We start from the raw sequence: 16,320 nt of genomic DNA on the forward strand, positions 1-16,320 counted from the left end.
TCTGTGACCGAACTAATTCTTGACAGTGATTCCTTCATTCCTTCACCCACGGTCAGTGCCATTCATCTGGGCCCGCTGACCGTTCACTTCTATGCCCTGTGCATCATGGCCGGCATCGCAGTGGCCGTCTGGTTGGGATCCCGCCGCTGGGCGGACCGCGGCGGCGACGCCGGGCAGGTTCTGGATATCTGCCTGTGGGCGGTGCCTGCAGGAATTGTCGGCGGCCGGATCTACCACGTCGTCACCGATCCGGAGCTGTACTTCGTTCCCGGAGCGAACCCCTGGAATGCGTTCGCCATCTGGGACGGCGGCCTGGGCATCTGGGGCGCGATCGCCTTGGGGTGTTTTGGGGCATGGATCGGCTGCCGCAGGTCGAATGTGTCACTCATTGCATTCCTGGATGCGGTGGCGCCGGGCGTGCTCTTTGCCCAGGCCCTGGGGCGCTGGGGGAACTGGTTCAACAATGAACTCTACGGGGACCCGACCACGCTGCCGTGGAAACTCCAGATCCACCAGATGGACTACGCCACCGGGTCCGCGCTCACCAACGCCTCCGGCGCTCCGGTCGTTCTCGGTTATTTCCAGCCCACATTCCTCTACGAGTCCCTCTGGTGCGTCGCGGTCGGCTTCCTGATCCTCTACCTGGACCGGCGATTCAGCCTCGGAGCCGGAAGCGTTTTCGCTCTCTACGTCGCGGGCTACACGGCCGGGCGGTTTGCCTTTGAGCTGATGCGCTCGGACTACGCCAACCTGATACTGGGGCTCAGGGTGAACACCTGGGTGGCGGCACTGATCTTCCTGGCAGGGGCCGCCGGATTCGTCCTGCTCTTCCGCCGCGGTCGCTCGGTCGCCTTGCCGGATGGAGCCCGCATCGACGCCGGCGTCGACGCCGATGAACAACCGCCGTCGTCCGGCCTGCGGCCGAAACAGGAGAGTGCACCGAGGGAACACGCCGATGCCGAGTAGGGACTCGCGATGGGGGAAGATCCTCTCGTTCGTTATTGCCGGCGCACTTTGCGGCGTCCTGGTCGCGGGGCTCTTCCTCCCGGCGACCGCCGTGGCGGGAACAACTGTCAGCAATTCGATCGGCATGTTTGACCGGCTGCCCGATGACCTGGATATGAGCGCCCCGCCCGCGGCCTCGACGGTGCTGGCCAACGACGGGTCCGTGATTGCCACCTTTTACGCAGAAAACCGTGCGCCCGTGACGCTGGACAAGATGTCCCCGTTCATCCGGGACGGGATCGTCGCCATCGAGGACGCGCGCTTCTACCAGCACGGGGGAATCGACACCACCGGGATCCTGAGGGCGATCGTGGCTACCGCGCAGGGCGGACGCCAGGGCGCCTCGACCATCACGCAGCAGTACGTGAACAACATGATCATCGAATCCCTTGTCCAGCAGGGCAAAGGCGATCAGGTCAAGCTGGGCTACGCCAAGACGATCGGCGACAAGCTGCGGGAGATGAAGCTTGCGATTGCCCTGGAGACGAAATACTCCAAGGGCCAGATCCTGCAGGGCTACCTGAATATCGTCTATTTCGGCAACGGCGCCTACGGCATCGACGCCGCCGCCGAAGAATACTTCAACGTCCCCGCCAGTGCCCTGACCCTGCCCGAGGCCGCGGCCCTGGCCGGCGTCGTGAACAGTCCCGTCTACTACGACCCGCTCACCGAGCCTGACCATGTGGTGGCCCGCCGGAACGAAGTCCTGGACAAGATGCTCCAACAAGGACGTATCACCGCATCGGAACACGACGCCGCCGTGGAAGCGCCGATTGGACTGAACGTCCACCCCAGCAGCCAGGGCTGCTTCGGCGCGGCGACGGCGCCGTACTTCTGCGACTACGTCCAGCGGCTGATCCTCAACGACCCCGCCTTCGGGGCCGATGAAGCGGCCCGCAAGAAGCTCCTCTACCTGGGCGGGCTCACCATCCACACGACACTGGACCCGGCGCTCCAAAAAGTAGCCCAGGAGCAAGTTGACGCCTCCTTGCCCGCCGCGGATCCCCTGCAGCGCGGTTCCTCGCTGGTCAGCGTCCAACCCGGCACCGGCAGGGTTTTGACCATGGCGCAGAACACCGTCTACAACCCTGCCACGGCGCCGGGCAACTATATGGGCAACTTCGCCCTGCCCGAGAAGGACGCCAACGGCCAGCCGCTCGACGGTGCCGGCGGGTTCCAGATCGGTTCCACCATGAAGCCGTTCATTTTCGCGGAATGGCTCAACGCCGGAAAATCGATGGCCACCCAGCTGGATGGATCGGTCCGCGTCTACAGGGCCGGATACCCCTGGAAGAACTCCTGCGGTGTCACCACCGGATCCTACGACCCGGCCCTCGGCCAGACCCCGCTGCCGAACGACGACCCCAATCATTACTACCCGATGAGTGTCCTGCAGGGCCTCTACCAGTCGATCAACACCATCACCTTCCAGTCGGCCGCCCAGCTGGATTTCTGCAACATCCAAAAAATGGCGACGGCGGCAGGAGTCACCAACGGACACACGAACCAGCCCTACGACCTGTCCAGCATCGCCAACCTGATCGGGACCCAGGACGTCGCCCCGCTGACCATGGCCAACGCCTACGCCACGTTCGCCGCCAAGGGAGTGCACTGCGACCCGATCGCCCTGGACTCGGTGACCGGCCCGCATGGACGGAACTACCCTGTGCCCGGCGCGGACTGCCGGCAAGCCATCGACCCCAATGTCGCTGCCGGCGTCACCTACGCCCTGAAGAACGTGCTGACCAGGGGCTCCGGCTACAACATCCCGGTCACCAAGAGCCATGACATTTTCGCCAAAACCGGCACCACCGACGGAAACACCATGACCTGGACCGTCGGTGCCACCTCGGGCATATCCACAGCATCATGGTTCGGAAGCTACCAGGGCATCGGCCCGCGCTGGGTCAACCAGAACATCACCATCAACGGAAAGTACTATGCCGCCGTCGACGGCGCCGATATTGCCGGAGGCCAATGGGGGCACCTCATGGATGCTGCAGCGCAGCAGTTCCCCGCCGCGCCGTTTGCCCTGCCGCCGGCGTCCATGCTGGGGTGATGAAGGCCCCGGCTGCCGGAAAACTGGGCGTCTATCCGTCTGTGATGCCCGATGCCTCAGGCATCGGGGCGGCCCTACGAGCCCGGCTTGGACGGAAAGAGCGGGCGGCAGGTAGAACACACCTCGCCCGCATCCTCGCCGGCAACGGGCGATGCGGCCGTCCGCTCAAGTCCGAGCCGCTCCCGCAAAGCCCAGCCCAACAGGGCAAATGACAGGAGCGCGAAGGCGGGCTGGATCACCCCTGCCAACACTGCAGGTGGCGCGCCGGTGAACAGATGCGCGGCCAGGCTTCCCGCCCCGGTGGACGTGGACAGCACCAGTCCTGTGAGACCGATCAAAGGCCAACGTGCGTCACAGACGGTCGCCTCGGCCCCGACGGGTGCGCTGATGTAACTGCCCACCACCAGTCCGGCCAGGAGCGAACCGGCCCCGCCGATCACAAAAGACCACCACGGGGCACCCACTGCTGTCATCATGCCATTCGTTGAGACCACAACCGCGGCGGCGGCGGCAGCGGCGATGCCCGCGGCGGCCACCCGTGACCGCTGCCAGCCGCGAAGCCGGCGCCAGTCAGCGCCCAGGGACCTGAGCCGTTCGTGGACCCTTCCCTGGGCATCGCCGCCTGCGGTTTCCGGCGCGACCGTATTGTTCGTATCCATGGCTGTGCCTAGCTGTGCTCGGGTTGTCCTACGATGCCGGGACAGCGGCCATTTTTGCCCGGACCGCGTCCATGTCCAGGTCCTTGATGGCGGTGATGAGCTGCTCCAGCCCGGCCGCGTTCATTGCCCCGGGCTGGGAGAAGACGAGGATCCCCTCCCGAAAGGCCATCAGGGTGGGGATGGAGGTGATGCGGGCGGCAGCGGAGAGGCCCGGCTCGGCCTCCGTGTCCACCTTGGCGAAGACGACGTCCTTGTGGTTCTCGGAGGCCTTGCTGAAGGTGGGGGCGAACATCCGGCAAGGTCCGCACCAGGCTGCCCAGAAATCAACCAGCACGATGCCGTTGCCGGTGATGGTGTCGTTGAAGGTCTTTTCGGAAATGTCGATGGTTGCCATGCAGGAATTCTATACCCCGGGGGGTATTACTTCAAGGGCGGCGCCGGTTTGCTTTTATACCCCTGGGGGTATCATTATTGAAGGAGGGAGATGCCCGCCGGGAACCGCAGGGTCCTTAGTTTGTGTGGCACCTCAGCCCCGTCCTACCGAAAGGTCCAGCACATGGAAATCACCCCACAGCAGCTCGCAGAACAGCTCAAGAGCGGCAGCGATGCCCAGATTGTGGATGTGCGAGAACCAGCCGAAATCGCTGAAGGCATGATCCCCGGTGCCAGGCACATTGCCCTTGGCGAACTGGCCGGCCGTCTCAGCGACCTGGACAAGGCCCGTCCCGTCATCGCCGTGTGCCGCAGCGGACGCCGGAGTGCGGCCGCCGCGGACCAGCTGTCAGCCGCGGGCTACACGGCGTACACCGTGCCCGGCGGAATGCTTGATTGGACGGCCGCGGGCTTCCCGACCGCCTGATCACACCAGACTGCCCGGGCGGCATGCCCCCACATGCAGCCCGGGCTTCCATTTGCCCGGACCGTGTCCCTGACATGGCGAACCGGGCGGTGGAGGGCGGCCACCCGCAAGCGCGGGGCCGCCACAAGAAATGCTCCAAGATATACCGAAAGAGATCATGACTTCCTTGAACACGACCAATGCCCTTGATGCAGCCCCCAAATCCATCGATGCCTCGACCCTGAAGGCCTGGGAAGACAACCACGATGATCTGATGATCATCGACGTGCGCAGCGGCGCAGAGTTCGATGCCATGCACATCAATGGCTCCTACCATGTGCCGCTGGCCATGCTCAGCGAACACACCGAAGAGTTCGCGGCCAAGATGGGCACCCGCGTGGTCCTTGTCTGCCAGTCCGGCAACCGGGCCGAGCAGGCCCGCAAGCACCTGGACTCTGTCGGCCTGGCCAGTGCCAGTGTCCTGTCCGGCGGGGTGCCCGCCTATGAAGCGGCCGGCGGTAACGTTGTCCGCGGCCGTGGCGCCTGGGCCTTGGAACGCCAGGTCCGGATGACGGCCGGCTCCCTTGTCCTTGCCGGCGTGCTCGGCAGCAAGTTCATCTCGCCCAAACTCGGCCTGATTGCCGGCGGCATCGGCGCCGGCCTGACGTTCTCCGCGGCCACCAACAGCTGTGCCATGGGTCAGATGCTCTCCAAGATGCCGTGGAACCGCTCTGCGAATGAGCCCACCGCGCACCAGGCCCTGAAGAACCTGGACGCCCGGGCATGATCATCTCCGCGGCGGCCTTCGGGCTGATCGTCGGTGGCCTGCTGGGCCTGGTCGGAGGCGGCGGATCCATCCTCGCCGTGCCCGCCCTGGTCTATGGCGTGGGGCTGCCGCTTGCGGCGGCAATCCCGACGTCGCTGGTCGTCGTCGGCGCTTCCTCCGCCGTCGCGGTGCTGCCCCGGCTGCGGGCCGGCGTCAACTGGCGCCTGGCGCTGATCATCGGCGCGGCAGGAACCGTGACGGCGTACCTTGGCGCGATGGTCAACCGGCTTCTGGACCCGAAGATCCTGTTGCTGGCTTTTGCCGCAATCATGGTCTTCGCCGGCATCCGGATGCTGATGCCGTCCAAATCCTTGGGCGGTGCCTGCGCACTGCCCGGCGGCGGCGTCAACTGGCGCAGCTGCCTGCCCAAGGCAATCGCCACCGGCGCCGTCGTCGGGTTCCTGACCGGTCTGCTGGGCGTCGGCGGCGGCTTCCTGATCGTCCCGGCGCTCACCCTGGTTCTCGGACTCCCGATGGCGTTGACCGTCGGGACCTCCCTGGTGATCATCGTGATCAACTCGGCGGCCGGCTTCGCCGCCCACCTGGGTGATCTGCAGATCGACTGGGCCGTCACGGCAGCCTTTGCCGGGGCCGCAATGGTCGCATCGCTCATGGCGGGGCGGATCGGCACCGGCATCCCGGACAAAGTCCTCAAGCGGGGCTTTGGCATCCTGGTGCTGGTGATCGCCGCCTACGTCGCTATGCAGGCGCTCCTCTCCTGAGAGTGGCTGCCCGTGGATTGAGAAGGGCGCCGGAGGACCTGTCCTCCGGCGCCCTTCTCGTTGCCCGCCACGGCCGCCTCCAACAGTGGCGCCTTGATTCCACGGTGCGACGGGAGGATCGTGGGCCGTGCGGCACGACGCCGTGTGGCGAACACGCAGTTTCCGTAGGGAGGCACGATGGCGGCAGGTACGGTTTTCCGGATTGTCGTCGGGGTCGATGGGTCGGACTCGTCGCTGGCGGCGTTGGATTGGGCCCTTGAGGAAGCCCGGCTGAGAACCGGGGAGGTTCACGTCGTCACTGCATGGCATTACCCCGTCATCGGTGATGCTGCCGGCAGGGCTGAGGACCATGATTCGTTCGGCGACAACGCCCGGCGGGCAAACGCTGGTGCGCTGCGGCGGGCATCCGGTACCGGCCTTGTGGTCCCCGGTGAAGTGACGGAGGGGCATTCCGCCGACGTACTCGCGAAGGCTGCAACCGGGGCCGATCTCCTGGTGGTCGGATCGCATGGCCACGGCGGCTTCGCCGGAGTGCTCCTGGGGTCGGTGTCGAGCCATGCAGTGCACCATGCCCATTGCCCTGTGGTGGTAGTCCGTACCGGCGCGGATACAGTTCAACGCTGAAGTCACTGCCCTTGGTGTCTGCGCCAAGGGTTATGCGATGTCGCCTGCGCTTCTGTTGGCGCGGGTATACGGTTGAGCGCGCCACGGTGAAGAGTTCGGCAGGTTCCGCCGTCGTGTGCACTCCTGCCTGGTCAACGGAGACCAGGTGGGCCTCCTGCTTCGTGGAAAGCTTCGGCTGTTTCCCATGGAGGCGGCCCTTCGCCTTGGCGACCGCCATTTATGTCGCCGATGCGCGGGGCGGGGGCGGTGCGCAGGCGCATTCCGGACTATCTGCAGCCCGTCGACGTGGGCCCGCTGGTGGTGGAGGACTTCCCCGACCGCGCGGAGGAATCGCTCTCAGCGCCTCGTCTCGTACCTGGTCAGGACCACGCCGCCGGGAAACGTCCGCGTCTCCACCAGGTTCAGGTTCACCCAGCTGTCCAGCGAGGTGAAGAACGGAGTGCCGCCGCCCACCAGGACCGGATGGGCGGCCAGCGCGTATTCGTCGATCAGCCCTGCCCTCATGGCCGCCCCGGCGAGCGTTGCGCCGCCGACGCTCATCGGTCCGCCGTCCCCGGCCTTGAGCCGGGTGATCTCGGCGATCGCGTCGCCGGTGACCAGGCGGGTGTTCCAGTCGACCTTGTCGATCGTCGAGGAGAACACCACCTTCGGCGTGTCCCGCCAGTTCCGCGCGAACTCGATCTCCGCCGGGGTCGCGTTGGGCTGTTGGTCGCCGGTCGGCCAGTAGGAGCTCATGGTCTCCCACAGCTTGCGGCCGTACAGCGACAGGCTGCTAGCCCGCTCCTGGTCGAGCCACCACTGGAACAGTTCGTCGCTCGGCCCGCCCCAGCCGATGTCGTCGCCGGCCGCGGCGATGTACCCGTCCAGGGTCAGGTTCATGCCGTAGATCAGTTTTCGCATGGCGCCAGCCTTCCGTCTTGTCGTGGTCGAGGGCGTCATGGAACTCTGTCGTCCCGCATATGATCGGCAGCATCCTGTCCCTCATGGAGCCACCGTAATGCCCAAGATCTGGATGCCATAGCCTTAGCTTGCCTGCAGGTGTTCAGCTTTCGGGCGCCTCGTTCTTGCTGAAAGCTCGAACGCTAACCGGCGGGAATAAGGTCGATCCGGAGTTCTTCCGGTGAGAGGTTGCTGACAGCGACATTGGACGCGACCGTGACGATGAGCTCGTTCCAACCTTCGTGGGCGGGATGGACTACTTCACCATCGGCGTCCCCGATTGAAATTCTGCCGCTAGCTATCATTAGCCTTCCTCGGAACACCTCGCGCCTATCCGTCGAGGGAGGCTCCGGCCGGGTCAGAAGGCGAACGAGCACTTGAGCCTCGGCCCAGTCGAATTCGCCCTCGAACGTGTCGATGTCCTGTGCATGACGGATCAGCGCGACAATGCCATGTTCGTTCGACGAAACAGCTTTCTCGGGGTCCACGTCCGGAATCTGGCTTCCAGACCTGGCATCGGCGATGATGACGATTCCCCAATGAAACGGCCGTCGGATGCAAGTCGTCACGAGTGGCTGCATAGCCAGAAGGCTACCCCCCCGTCTCGCGATGTTCAGTTCAAGGCATGCCGCGCCGCGATTGGTGTCCAAGCGGCAGTTCCGTGGTGACGTGCCCGGTAAGGGATCCCCTTCCGGGACGACGTCGGCCGGCCAGCCTACGGGCGCTTTACCGAGGAGCAGAGTTCACGAGCCCGTAGTGTTCGATCAGCGGAAACGGCTCGTGGAACCTGTGCAGTAGCTCCCGCCATTACTGATACTGCGGGCCATTTGACTACGCAGTCCCGCCCCGGAGTGGTCCGTTATGGTCTGGGCTGCTGATCGGGTCCGCGTGGCGGAGCAGGACACGCCACGTACCGTCTTCCTTTCGGAAGACCGTGGTGACCCGAAGGGTGAACGGACTTGTTTCCGCCCGCCCAGAAACCATGGCCTTCCAGTGTTCGACTTCGTGGATGATGGCTGTGTCAGCCGACACCAGACGGTACAGGCTTTCGAATGACCTGCACTCCCCGCCACGGAAGTGCGCTACTGCGAAATCCGTTCGATCTTCGACATCGGCCCAGCCCTGGACAGCAGGGCCGAACGGGTTTGCGAGCACGACGTCGTTGCCGTGGGAGTACAAACGCTTGAGGTGCTCGGCGTCGCCTCTGGCGAAGGTGTCCAACGCGTCGTGGTACTGGGCGAGGGCGGTGTCGAAGTCCATGGCATGCCTCCTGAAGGGATCCTTGGGAACGCTTAAATTCTAGGCCTGTGGAGCATGGATGAGCCGGCGGGAACTTAGCGGGGGCGAGGATCAAATTGCGGAAGAGAGTGCTGATTCATTTGTCGGTTGGCGTCCGGTAAAGATCGTTCGCAAGACACTCCAGGGCATGTTCAGCGAGCCATGGATCCGATTCGCAGCGATAGGTGGCGCTGTTATTGAAGCGCTAGATGTACGGCACCCGGGGAACCCTCCCACCCGCCTGCACGTGCTCTGGCAGCTCTCCACCGGACCGAAAACCGTCACCGAACTCGCCGAGGCGTCCGGGGCGCCCCGATAGCGCTGACAAGACAACGCCAAGTACCGCGGCGTTTCACATTCGTGGACGGTGACAAAGCGTTGGCGGCGGCCCGGTGTTCCCGGACCGCCGCCAACGCTGTCAATCAATCAGTTCAATTATTGCCTGGATCAGTTGCTGGAAACGGATTCCCGTGCCTGCTGCCAGGCAGCCCAGCCGGCGTAGCTGCCGTCGAGTTCGACGACGTCGTACCCGGCCCGGCGCAGCGCGCTGGCCGCGACGGAGTTGCGGACGCCGCTCTGGCAGTAGCTGACGATGGTGCCTTCAGCGGGGAGCTGGTCCAGGTTCCACATCACGCGGCCGCCGCTGAGCTGGTGGGAGCCGGGGATGTGTCCGGCGGCGTGCTCGGTGCGGTTGCGGACGTCCAGGACCATCGCGGCGTCGAAGCCCTCCAGCTCCTCAGGCTGGATCAGCTGCGGGGTGCTGGCGGGCAGTCCCTCGACGCTGGTGACATAGCCGGCGACCTTGTCGATGCCGACCCGGACCAAGTGGTCCCACATCTGTTGCGCGGCGGCCTGGGTGGGGGCCAGGAGCACGAGGGGGTTGGTGTCGGTTTCAGGGTTGACCACCCAGGCGCCGAAGCTGGCCGTGGACTTCCCGGCCGGGATGTTCAGGGACCGGGCGACGGTGCCTTCGTGGACCTCGGCGTTGGAGCGGGTGTCCACAAACGTCACGGTGTCACCGGCGAGGCCGGCCACGACGTCGGCGGTGGCGAGTTCGGTCAGGGGAGTACGTTCGCCCATGACGGCCGGGCCCTCACGGTTTTCCCGCTTCATCCGGCCGAAGTAGGCGTGGGCGTCGGGCTGGCCGTCGAGGAGTTCGGCGACGAAGCCTTCCTCGTCATTGGCGGCCAAGTAGGGGCCCCACCAGGAGTAGAGCCGTTCGTAGCCGACCGTGGAGGAGGGGATGGCGCCGAGGGCCTTGCCGCATGCGCTGCCGGCGCCGTGGCCGGGGTGGACCTGGACGTGGTCCGGAAGGGTCAGGAACTTATCGCGCAGGCTCGCGAAGAGCTGCCGGGCACCGGCGAAGCGGGTGTCGACGCCGCCGGCGGCCTCGTCCAGCAGGTCCGGTCGTCCGAGGTCACCGGAGAAGACGAAGTCACCGGAGAGCAGGTAGCCGGGGGTGTCGGCGAACGCGCCGTCGGTGATCAGGAAGGACAGGTGCTCCGGGGTGTGGCCCGGGGTGTGCAGAGCCTTGACGGTGATATTGCCAAGGGTGATCGAGTCGTTGTCGTTCAGCCGCTCGGCCTCGAACCCGTACTGCCAGTCGGCGCCGCCCTCGCCGGAAACGTACGCGGTGGCGCCGGTTGCGGCAGCCAGTTCACGGGTGCCGGAGAGGAAGTCTGCGTGAATGTGGGTTTCGGTGACGGCAACAATCTTCATCCCGTTGGCCGTTGCGAGGTTGCGGTAGACGTCGATATCGCGGCGGGGGTCAACGACGACCGCCTCACCCTTTGCCTGGCAGCCGATGAAGTAGCTGGCCTGGGCGAGGTCTTCGTCGTAGATGCGCTCGATAAGCATGATGCTCTCTTTCGTTGGGCGGTGGGGGAGTTTCCGGGAGGAGATCCTCCATCGGTCTACTCACAACGATAATACCCCCGGGGGTATCTTGCAAGCCGTCCGGAACGGGCCGGGCGCTTACTTTCCGTCGCTAGCCGTTATACCCTCCGGGGTATAGAATTGGCAAAGTACCCACCCATCTTTGGAGCCCGCCATGGAACTTGATTCGACAGAACTCACCCCGATCATCAACCGGCTTAAGCGAGCCCAGGGACAGCTCGCCGGCGTTACGCGCATGCTCGAGGAGGGGAAGGACTGCAAGGACATCGTCACCCAGCTCGCCGCTGTCTCGAAGGCTTTGGACCGGGCAGGATTCGCCATCATCGCGAGCGGCCTCGAGCAGTGCCTCATCCGCGGAGATTCGAGCATGGACACCAAGGACCTGGAAAAACTCTTCCTCTCTCTCGCCTGAGACCACCGACTATCCCTGCAGGAGCAGCCATGAGCTATACGCATACCGTTACGGTCCCGCTGGGTTGGGATGAAGCCCTGCAGCGCACCCGGGAAGCCCTGGCCGGACAGGGATTCGGCATACTCTCGGAGATCAACGTCCGCGCCACCTTCGAGGCCAAGCTCGGGGCCGGTGCCGCCGAGGACCTCGGCGACTACATGATCCTGGGCGCCTGCAACCCGGCCCTGGCCAGCAGGGCCCTCACGGCGGAACCGGACATGGGCGCACTGCTGCCCTGCAATGTCGTCGTCCGCCGGGGCAAGGACGCCGCCGAGACAACCATCCAGGCGATCGACCCGCAGACCATGGTCAAGCTCAGTGACAGCCCGGCCGTCCGGGACGTAGCCAACGACGCCGACACCCGGCTCCGCGCCGCCCTTGACACGCTTCGCGGCGCCGCTTAGCGCTGAAATCTTGGCTGTGTGAAATTCAGCCGCCCTGAGTTTCTACCGGCTCAGAGGCGGGATGCTAGCGCGGTGTTGATGGGAGGCGCGCCGCGCAGGCGACGCCGGCGGCGATCTGGGCCGCACTCAGTGTCCGCGTGATGCCGGGATGGTCCGCGAACCAGCGCATGTACGCGCCCCAAGGCTTGGGGCCCAGATCCCACCGCGTTGAGTGCTGGACCGGAAACAACACGCCGAGGACACCGTCGCCGATGGCAAACATGGCTACGGATTCCGCAACGACTACACGCATGAGAAACCTCCGGGAGTGGGGCAGCGGGTGACCCAACGGGCGCCCGGGGTGGCGTCAAACATAAATGCCACGCCATTGATCCTCGCCGCTTGGGTTCTTGGCGCCAAGGGCTTATGGTCCCGGCCGCGCAGGATTCCCACCGGATGCAGACGGCACACTGACGTTCGTGGGGGTTAGCCCCTGCGGGCGGGACTCCCGCTCCCGGGAACTTCGCGCGGCTTCAGGACGCTCCCGGGTCATCCGGAAGCCGAAGAGTCAATTGCCTGGCGTGGAAGTCGAAATGCCACGTGGGGTAGGCATAGACGGCGTTGAGCGTCATCCGCGGCTTGAAGAACGGGTCCCACCTGTCGGGGAACGCCATGGAGCGCATGAGTGATCTGGAACTCTCGTGTTCGAGTCGGCGGCTCAGGGCAGCGATAGTTCTGTGCAGCTTTCTGCCCATCCTTTCCCTGTTGTAGACCAGCGTGGCGGCGCGGGATCCCCAGTAGTTCACGGCGTCGAACGGGCGCGTTCCGGCGTTCAGGACGGCGGCGAATGCCTTGCCCACCGGCGGTGGGAGGCGGCTGACAACGTGCACCAGGGGAAGCAGAACGCGGACAACCATGTAGCCGAAGACCATGTGGAAGAGCAGTTCTTCATTGGTCCACCTCGTGCCGTCGCTCGCGCGGCGAAGATCCGCAGCCGTTGCACCCGCCAGCCAGGCGCGGAGCTCGCGGCGGGCGCGGCCATACCCGGCGAGGATCTCTTCCTTCGATGGCTCCATGCCGTGCCCTTCGCGGTCTCAGGTCCACTATCGGCCGCAGCCTTGTGGCCGGACTGCGTTCATTATGCCCGGGCGCCCAGAGGGTGGAGTTCCTTCGCCTCGCGCTCGGAGGCTACCTCATGGACGGTCAGGGATTCCGCGTCCCTCCCTTCTGCGGCCAGAACCCCACGGAACAGCTTCAATGCCGGGCCGCTGTTCGGGCAGCCCGGGATGGTGCGCAGTTCGAAGTCCATGGCCTAGGCGTCCCTACGGTCCGAGACCTAGCTGGCGGGGTCGTATTGGAATGCGCGCACCTCCTGCGCGCAACGGCAGGAGGCCGCGATCTTCGCGGCCCACTCCAAGGCCGCATCGTACGAGGGCAGCTCCAGCACCGAGTAGCCGCCTTCGAGCTGCGTCGTCTGCGGGTAGGTGCCCTCGCGCACGGTCCCATCGCCGTCGACCATGACGGGCGGGATCCTTTCATCGATGCCGCCGCCGAACACCCAGACCCCGGCGTCCTTCGCCTCCTGAACGACCGCGTGCGCCGCATCCGAAACGGCCTGCAGGTCTTCGTCAGGGAAGACCATGGCGGCACTCGGAAACGAGATCAGATACTTGGTCATCGCGTCCACTCCTTGTTCGCAGCACGGGGGAACGCATTCATCCTCGCCGATGCCATCATGCCGCGCAAGATCTCGGCGGTCCCGTGGATGCCGGTGCCCGCTCACGGAGGCGACTTGATGCCCAGAGCGCCCTAGGTCGTGACGACGTGGTCCGAACCGCGCATGCGCACCGCGACGAGGACCCCGGACAGTGCGGTGAGGGCGCCGACGACGGCGACTGCTGCCGGGATGCCGAAGGCGTCCGCGAGGATGCCGGCCAGGAGGGCGCCGACGGCGAAACCGCCGTCGCGCCAGAGCCGGTAGATGCCCACCGAGCGTGCCCGCCATTCCGGGTGCGCGACGTCGCCGATGGCCGCCAGCAGGGTGGGGTAGACCATGGCGGTTCCCAGGCCCAGGAAGATGGCGGCGGCGAGCCAGATCCCGAAACCGGTTCCGAAGGCGACCATGCCCAGTGCTACGGCCTGGACAAGCATGCCTCCGACGATCAGCCATTTCCGCCCGTATCGGTCCGACATCGCTCCGGTGACGAGTTGCGCGGCTCCCCAGACAGCGGGATAGACGGCGGCGAGGATGCCGATCTTTTCGATGCTCAGCCCCGCTGCGGCGAAAAGGAGCGGGAACAGGCCCCAGGCGAGGCCGTCGTTGAGGTTGTTGACCATGCCGGCCTGGCTGACCGAGGACAGTGACTTGTCCCGGAAGCTGGTGAGGGTAAAGATCTCCCGGTTGCTCAGTTCCCCGTGGGCGCCGGCGTGGGCCGCCGTGTGGCTGGCGGCCTCAAGCCTGGCGTGGCCGCGGGTTTCTTTCACTGCAAACACGGACAGGCCCAGGCCCAGCGCGATGTAGGCGGCGCCGAGCAGGAACGGTCCGGGCCGCAGCCCGTAGCTCGCGGCGATGTAGCCGGTTGCCAGCGCGGTGCCGGCGACGCCGAGGTAACCGGCAGCCTCGTTCAGGCCCATGGCCAGGCCGCGCCGGGACGGGCCGACGAGGTCCATTTTCATCACCACGGTGGTGGACCACGTCAGGCCCTGGCTGATGCCGAGGATCACGTTGGCAGCGACGATCCAGCCCCAGGAAGGTCCGAAGATCAGCAGCAGCGGCACGGGCACGGCGACGAGCCAGCCGGTCACGAGGACGGGCTTTCGGCCGTAGCGGTCCGAGAGGGTTCCTGCGAAGTAGTTGGTGCCGGCCTTGGCGAGCCCGAAGGCCAGGATGTAGGTCAGGGCGGACGTGTATAGGTCCAGGTGGAAGACCCGGTCCGCCAACAGCGGCAGGACGGTGCGTTCCTGGCCGAGGGTGCCGCCGACAAGCGCGTTGACGGCGACCAGGAGCATGAACTGGGCCAGGTTCTGGCGCAGGCCCAGAGTGAGCGGGGGCCGTGCGGCGGTGCCGGTCTCTCCGCTGGTGTCGCGGTTGCTCATTTGGCAGCCGCTAGGTCGGGCAGCCAGGTCGGGGTTGCCGGCGCCTCGTCCAAGAAGGGAATCAACGTCAAGGAGCTCACGACTCGCAGTCCTTCCACGCCGGCTGAAACGGCGGTACGGTGGTATTCCAGATAAACATGGAATAGTATTTATTCCAGTATTACATGGATTTGTGGAGGAGATTGTGGGCGACAGGGTCAAGAAGGCAGAGCTCTTTGCGGAGTTCGCCCGGGTGGGCAAGGCCCTCGGCAATGGCAAGCGGTTGGAGTTGCTGGACTTGCTCACGCAGGGGGAGCGCAGCGTGGAAACCCTGGCCGCGGCCGCCGGACTGGGGCTCAGCACGGCCTCCGCGCACTTGCAGGCCTTGCGCCAGGCCGGACTGGTCACCACCCGGCGGGACGGCAACAGAATCCACTACGACATCGCCGGTCCCGACGTACTTCAGCTCTACAGCCTGCTCCGGTCCGTCGGGCAGGAGCACGTGGCGGACGTCGAGCCCAAGCGCGTCGCCTACCTGGGACTGGAGGGTGCGAGGTCTGAAGAAGGGGAAGTCACCCGCGACGAGCTCCTATCCCGCGCCCGGGCGGGCACCGTGACGGTCCTCGATGTTCGCCCTGTCGAGGAGTATCACTCCGCGCACATCCCCGGAGCCGTGTCCATCCCGCTCGACCAGCTCCACGACAGGCTCGCTGAACTGCCCGAGGACAGGGAGATCGTCGCTTACTGCCGCGGCGCGTACTGCGTCTTGGCGTACGAAGCGGTGGACCTGCTGCGCTCTGCCGGCCGGAGCGCCCAGCGACTCAATGAAGGAATGCTTGAGTGGCGCCTCGGCGGCCTGCCCGTGGAAGCCGCCGCTTAGAAGAGTAGGTGTCCGGGGCTCCGCTAGTGACCACCGCCGGGGCATGCCGTCCAGTAGGTGACGGCGCGGGCGTGCGTCAGCCCCCTGTGTGCCGCTTGCCGCGCGAACGACGTCGTCATCTGCTGAGGTCATGTCGCTCGTGCGCCCAGATTGTTGTCGGATGCTCGGCAACCAAAGTGGAAACGAATGGCGTGAACTATTTCCGCAGGACGGCGTCCGGGGCCTGCGGTGTGGTGATCGGGTCTGCGTGTCGATGCACGAGTGCCCACGTATCGCCTTCGGGGCGATAGACGCTTGTTACCCGCAGATCAAACACCGATATTTGGTCTCCGCCTCCAACCTTCGCCTGCCAGTGTTCTATGTCCAGGAAGCAGGCGAGATTGGAAGTGACGTGTTTGGTGAGCGTTTCAATGGCGGTGACGCGTCCATCTTGGAAACGTGCTGCTGCTGAATCAAGGGCCCCTGATACTCGTTCCCAGCCCACCGCCGGAGGGCCCCAGGGATTAGCAAGGGACACGTCCATGCTGTGGGAGAAAATGTCCTTGGCGGGTTCCGGATCGCCCTTGGCAAACGCATTTACTGCTTGATGAAAGCGGGCGATGACCTCGTCAAGCTGCATTGGGTCCACCTAGCTCATAGTGGTGTCTGGACTAAGCGAAGTTTAGCGGCTCCGTGCCCGCCCGTC

Annotated in this window: 21 protein-coding genes and 1 pseudogene; 9 read left to right on the top strand and 13 right to left on the bottom strand. The window is 65.4% G+C overall.

Annotated elements, in window-relative coordinates; translation table 11 throughout:
- Positions 1-3: 3 nt before the first annotated feature.
- Positions 4-966 (top strand): prolipoprotein diacylglyceryl transferase, encoded by a 963-nt coding sequence (gene lgt, locus ACVWZ7_RS21105; RefSeq protein ID WP_344367415.1) that lies wholly within the window; start codon positions 4-6, stop codon positions 964-966.
- Positions 956-3,064, top strand: coding sequence for a transglycosylase domain-containing protein (locus tag ACVWZ7_RS21110; RefSeq protein ID WP_456509000.1), 2,109 nt, complete (start codon positions 956-958; stop codon positions 3,062-3,064). Before lgt ends, ACVWZ7_RS21110 begins: the two co-directional genes overlap by 11 nt.
- 74 nt (positions 3,065-3,138) lie before the next feature.
- Here ACVWZ7_RS21110 and ACVWZ7_RS21115 read toward each other — a convergent pair whose 3' ends face one another.
- Positions 3,139-3,723, bottom strand: coding sequence for a hypothetical protein (locus tag ACVWZ7_RS21115; protein ID WP_456509001.1), 585 nt, complete (start codon positions 3,721-3,723; stop codon positions 3,139-3,141).
- A 28-nt stretch (positions 3,724-3,751) separates the two neighbouring features.
- On the bottom strand, positions 3,752-4,117 hold the full coding sequence (gene trxA / locus ACVWZ7_RS21120; RefSeq protein WP_116768741.1) for a thioredoxin: 366 nt from the start codon (positions 4,115-4,117) through the stop codon (positions 3,752-3,754).
- Positions 4,118-4,279: 162 nt separating this feature from the next.
- On the opposite strand from trxA, the gene ACVWZ7_RS21125 reads away from it, so the two are divergent.
- From ACVWZ7_RS21125 to ACVWZ7_RS21140, 4 genes are all read left to right on the top strand, one after another.
- Positions 4,280-4,582 carry a rhodanese-like domain-containing protein gene (locus ACVWZ7_RS21125; protein WP_456509002.1) on the top strand — a complete coding sequence of 101 codons (303 nt, stop codon included), beginning with the start codon at positions 4,280-4,282 and terminating at the stop codon, positions 4,580-4,582.
- 157 nt (positions 4,583-4,739) lie between these two features.
- On the top strand, positions 4,740-5,348 hold the full coding sequence (locus ACVWZ7_RS21130) for a rhodanese-like domain-containing protein (RefSeq protein ID WP_456509003.1): 609 nt from the start codon (positions 4,740-4,742) through the stop codon (positions 5,346-5,348).
- Complete coding sequence (locus ACVWZ7_RS21135) at positions 5,345-6,109, top strand: sulfite exporter TauE/SafE family protein (RefSeq protein ID WP_344367410.1); 765 nt, start codon at positions 5,345-5,347, stop codon at positions 6,107-6,109. The genes ACVWZ7_RS21130 and ACVWZ7_RS21135 overlap by 4 nt, the downstream gene beginning before the upstream one ends.
- A gap of 177 nt (positions 6,110-6,286) precedes the next feature.
- Positions 6,287-6,733 (top strand): universal stress protein, encoded by a 447-nt coding sequence (locus ACVWZ7_RS21140; RefSeq protein ID WP_456509004.1) that lies wholly within the window; start codon positions 6,287-6,289, stop codon positions 6,731-6,733.
- 49 nt (positions 6,734-6,782) lie between these two features.
- On the opposite strand, the pseudogene ACVWZ7_RS21145 reads toward ACVWZ7_RS21140, so the two are convergent.
- The 5 genes and pseudogenes from ACVWZ7_RS21145 to ACVWZ7_RS21165 all read right to left on the bottom strand — a co-directional run.
- A pseudogene (locus ACVWZ7_RS21145) lies at positions 6,783-6,950 on the bottom strand (recombinase family protein); the annotation flags it as partial.
- A gap of 119 nt (positions 6,951-7,069) precedes the next feature.
- Entirely contained in the window at positions 7,070-7,633 is a 564-nt protein-coding gene (locus tag ACVWZ7_RS21150; protein WP_456509005.1) for a dihydrofolate reductase family protein, read from the bottom strand.
- Between the two features lie 182 nt (positions 7,634-7,815).
- Positions 7,816-8,253: a hypothetical protein gene (locus ACVWZ7_RS21155; RefSeq protein WP_456509006.1), complete on the bottom strand. Its 438-nt coding sequence runs from the start codon at positions 8,251-8,253 to the stop codon at positions 7,816-7,818.
- Between the two features lie 250 nt (positions 8,254-8,503).
- On the bottom strand, positions 8,504-8,932 hold the full coding sequence (locus ACVWZ7_RS21160; RefSeq protein WP_456509007.1) for a YybH family protein: 429 nt from the start codon (positions 8,930-8,932) through the stop codon (positions 8,504-8,506).
- A gap of 465 nt (positions 8,933-9,397) precedes the next feature.
- A complete protein-coding gene (locus ACVWZ7_RS21165; RefSeq protein WP_456509008.1) occupies positions 9,398-10,807 on the bottom strand; it encodes an MBL fold metallo-hydrolase in 1,410 nt (469 codons plus the stop codon).
- A gap of 193 nt (positions 10,808-11,000) precedes the next feature.
- On the opposite strand from ACVWZ7_RS21165, the gene ACVWZ7_RS21170 reads away from it, so the two are divergent.
- Both ACVWZ7_RS21170 and ACVWZ7_RS21175 read left to right on the top strand, forming a co-directional pair.
- A complete protein-coding gene (locus tag ACVWZ7_RS21170; RefSeq protein ID WP_116768751.1) occupies positions 11,001-11,258 on the top strand; it encodes a metal-sensitive transcriptional regulator in 258 nt (85 codons plus the stop codon).
- A 29-nt stretch (positions 11,259-11,287) separates the two neighbouring features.
- Positions 11,288-11,701, top strand: a complete 414-nt coding sequence (locus tag ACVWZ7_RS21175; RefSeq protein WP_456509009.1) for a DUF302 domain-containing protein — start codon at positions 11,288-11,290, stop codon at positions 11,699-11,701.
- A 64-nt stretch (positions 11,702-11,765) separates the two neighbouring features.
- Here ACVWZ7_RS21175 and ACVWZ7_RS21180 read toward each other — a convergent pair whose 3' ends face one another.
- The 5 genes from ACVWZ7_RS21180 to ACVWZ7_RS21200 all read right to left on the bottom strand — a co-directional run bounded on the left by ACVWZ7_RS21180 (position 11,766) and on the right by ACVWZ7_RS21200 (position 14,776).
- Positions 11,766-11,993, bottom strand: coding sequence for a hypothetical protein (locus tag ACVWZ7_RS21180; protein ID WP_456509010.1), 228 nt, complete (start codon positions 11,991-11,993; stop codon positions 11,766-11,768).
- A gap of 220 nt (positions 11,994-12,213) precedes the next feature.
- Complete coding sequence (locus tag ACVWZ7_RS21185) at positions 12,214-12,756, bottom strand: DinB family protein (protein WP_456509011.1); 543 nt, start codon at positions 12,754-12,756, stop codon at positions 12,214-12,216.
- A gap of 62 nt (positions 12,757-12,818) precedes the next feature.
- On the bottom strand, positions 12,819-12,989 hold the full coding sequence (locus tag ACVWZ7_RS21190) for a hypothetical protein (protein ID WP_344365573.1): 171 nt from the start codon (positions 12,987-12,989) through the stop codon (positions 12,819-12,821).
- A 27-nt stretch (positions 12,990-13,016) separates the two neighbouring features.
- Positions 13,017-13,358: a YciI family protein gene (locus ACVWZ7_RS21195; RefSeq protein ID WP_344365571.1), complete on the bottom strand. Its 342-nt coding sequence runs from the start codon at positions 13,356-13,358 to the stop codon at positions 13,017-13,019.
- 131 nt (positions 13,359-13,489) lie between these two features.
- A complete protein-coding gene (locus ACVWZ7_RS21200) occupies positions 13,490-14,776 on the bottom strand; it encodes an MFS transporter (RefSeq protein WP_344365568.1) in 1,287 nt (428 codons plus the stop codon).
- Positions 14,777-14,948: 172 nt separating this feature from the next.
- Between ACVWZ7_RS21200 and ACVWZ7_RS21205 the strand changes: the two genes are divergently transcribed.
- Positions 14,949-15,635: an ArsR/SmtB family transcription factor gene (locus ACVWZ7_RS21205; protein WP_456509012.1), complete on the top strand. Its 687-nt coding sequence runs from the start codon at positions 14,949-14,951 to the stop codon at positions 15,633-15,635.
- 196 nt (positions 15,636-15,831) lie between these two features.
- Here ACVWZ7_RS21205 and ACVWZ7_RS21210 read toward each other — a convergent pair whose 3' ends face one another.
- The gene (locus ACVWZ7_RS21210) at positions 15,832-16,254 is read right to left on the bottom strand and encodes a YybH family protein (RefSeq protein WP_456509013.1); all 423 of its coding nucleotides are present in this window, start codon (positions 16,252-16,254) and stop codon (positions 15,832-15,834) included.
- Positions 16,255-16,320 lie beyond the last annotated feature (66 nt).

The organism is Arthrobacter sp. TE12232, from assembly GCF_054062615.1.

What these genes read in the sequence shown, in the direction of transcription:
- ACVWZ7_RS21110 (WP_456509000.1), top strand. Translation starts at nt 956, where the DNA reads ATGCCGAGTAGGGACTCGCGATGGGGGAAGATCCTCTCGTTCGTTATT.
- ACVWZ7_RS21115 (WP_456509001.1), bottom strand. Translation starts at nt 3,723, where the DNA reads ATGGATACGAACAATACGGTCGCGCCGGAAACCGCAGGCGGCGATGCC.
- trxA (WP_116768741.1), bottom strand. Translation starts at nt 4,117, where the DNA reads ATGGCAACCATCGACATTTCCGAAAAGACCTTCAACGACACCATCACC.
- ACVWZ7_RS21125 (WP_456509002.1), top strand. Translation starts at nt 4,280, where the DNA reads ATGGAAATCACCCCACAGCAGCTCGCAGAACAGCTCAAGAGCGGCAGC.
- ACVWZ7_RS21130 (WP_456509003.1), top strand. Translation starts at nt 4,740, where the DNA reads ATGACTTCCTTGAACACGACCAATGCCCTTGATGCAGCCCCCAAATCC.
- ACVWZ7_RS21135 (WP_344367410.1), top strand. Translation starts at nt 5,345, where the DNA reads ATGATCATCTCCGCGGCGGCCTTCGGGCTGATCGTCGGTGGCCTGCTG.
- ACVWZ7_RS21140 (WP_456509004.1), top strand. Translation starts at nt 6,287, where the DNA reads ATGGCGGCAGGTACGGTTTTCCGGATTGTCGTCGGGGTCGATGGGTCG.
- ACVWZ7_RS21150 (WP_456509005.1), bottom strand. Translation starts at nt 7,633, where the DNA reads ATGCGAAAACTGATCTACGGCATGAACCTGACCCTGGACGGGTACATC.
- ACVWZ7_RS21155 (WP_456509006.1), bottom strand. Translation starts at nt 8,253, where the DNA reads ATGCAGCCACTCGTGACGACTTGCATCCGACGGCCGTTTCATTGGGGA.
- ACVWZ7_RS21160 (WP_456509007.1), bottom strand. Translation starts at nt 8,932, where the DNA reads ATGGACTTCGACACCGCCCTCGCCCAGTACCACGACGCGTTGGACACC.
- ACVWZ7_RS21165 (WP_456509008.1), bottom strand. Translation starts at nt 10,807, where the DNA reads ATGCTTATCGAGCGCATCTACGACGAAGACCTCGCCCAGGCCAGCTAC.
- ACVWZ7_RS21170 (WP_116768751.1), top strand. Translation starts at nt 11,001, where the DNA reads ATGGAACTTGATTCGACAGAACTCACCCCGATCATCAACCGGCTTAAG.
- ACVWZ7_RS21175 (WP_456509009.1), top strand. Translation starts at nt 11,288, where the DNA reads ATGAGCTATACGCATACCGTTACGGTCCCGCTGGGTTGGGATGAAGCC.
- ACVWZ7_RS21180 (WP_456509010.1), bottom strand. Translation starts at nt 11,993, where the DNA reads ATGCGTGTAGTCGTTGCGGAATCCGTAGCCATGTTTGCCATCGGCGAC.
- ACVWZ7_RS21185 (WP_456509011.1), bottom strand. Translation starts at nt 12,756, where the DNA reads ATGGAGCCATCGAAGGAAGAGATCCTCGCCGGGTATGGCCGCGCCCGC.
- ACVWZ7_RS21190 (WP_344365573.1), bottom strand. Translation starts at nt 12,989, where the DNA reads ATGGACTTCGAACTGCGCACCATCCCGGGCTGCCCGAACAGCGGCCCG.
- ACVWZ7_RS21195 (WP_344365571.1), bottom strand. Translation starts at nt 13,358, where the DNA reads ATGACCAAGTATCTGATCTCGTTTCCGAGTGCCGCCATGGTCTTCCCT.
- ACVWZ7_RS21200 (WP_344365568.1), bottom strand. Translation starts at nt 14,776, where the DNA reads ATGAGCAACCGCGACACCAGCGGAGAGACCGGCACCGCCGCACGGCCC.
- ACVWZ7_RS21210 (WP_456509013.1), bottom strand. Translation starts at nt 16,254, where the DNA reads ATGCAGCTTGACGAGGTCATCGCCCGCTTTCATCAAGCAGTAAATGCG.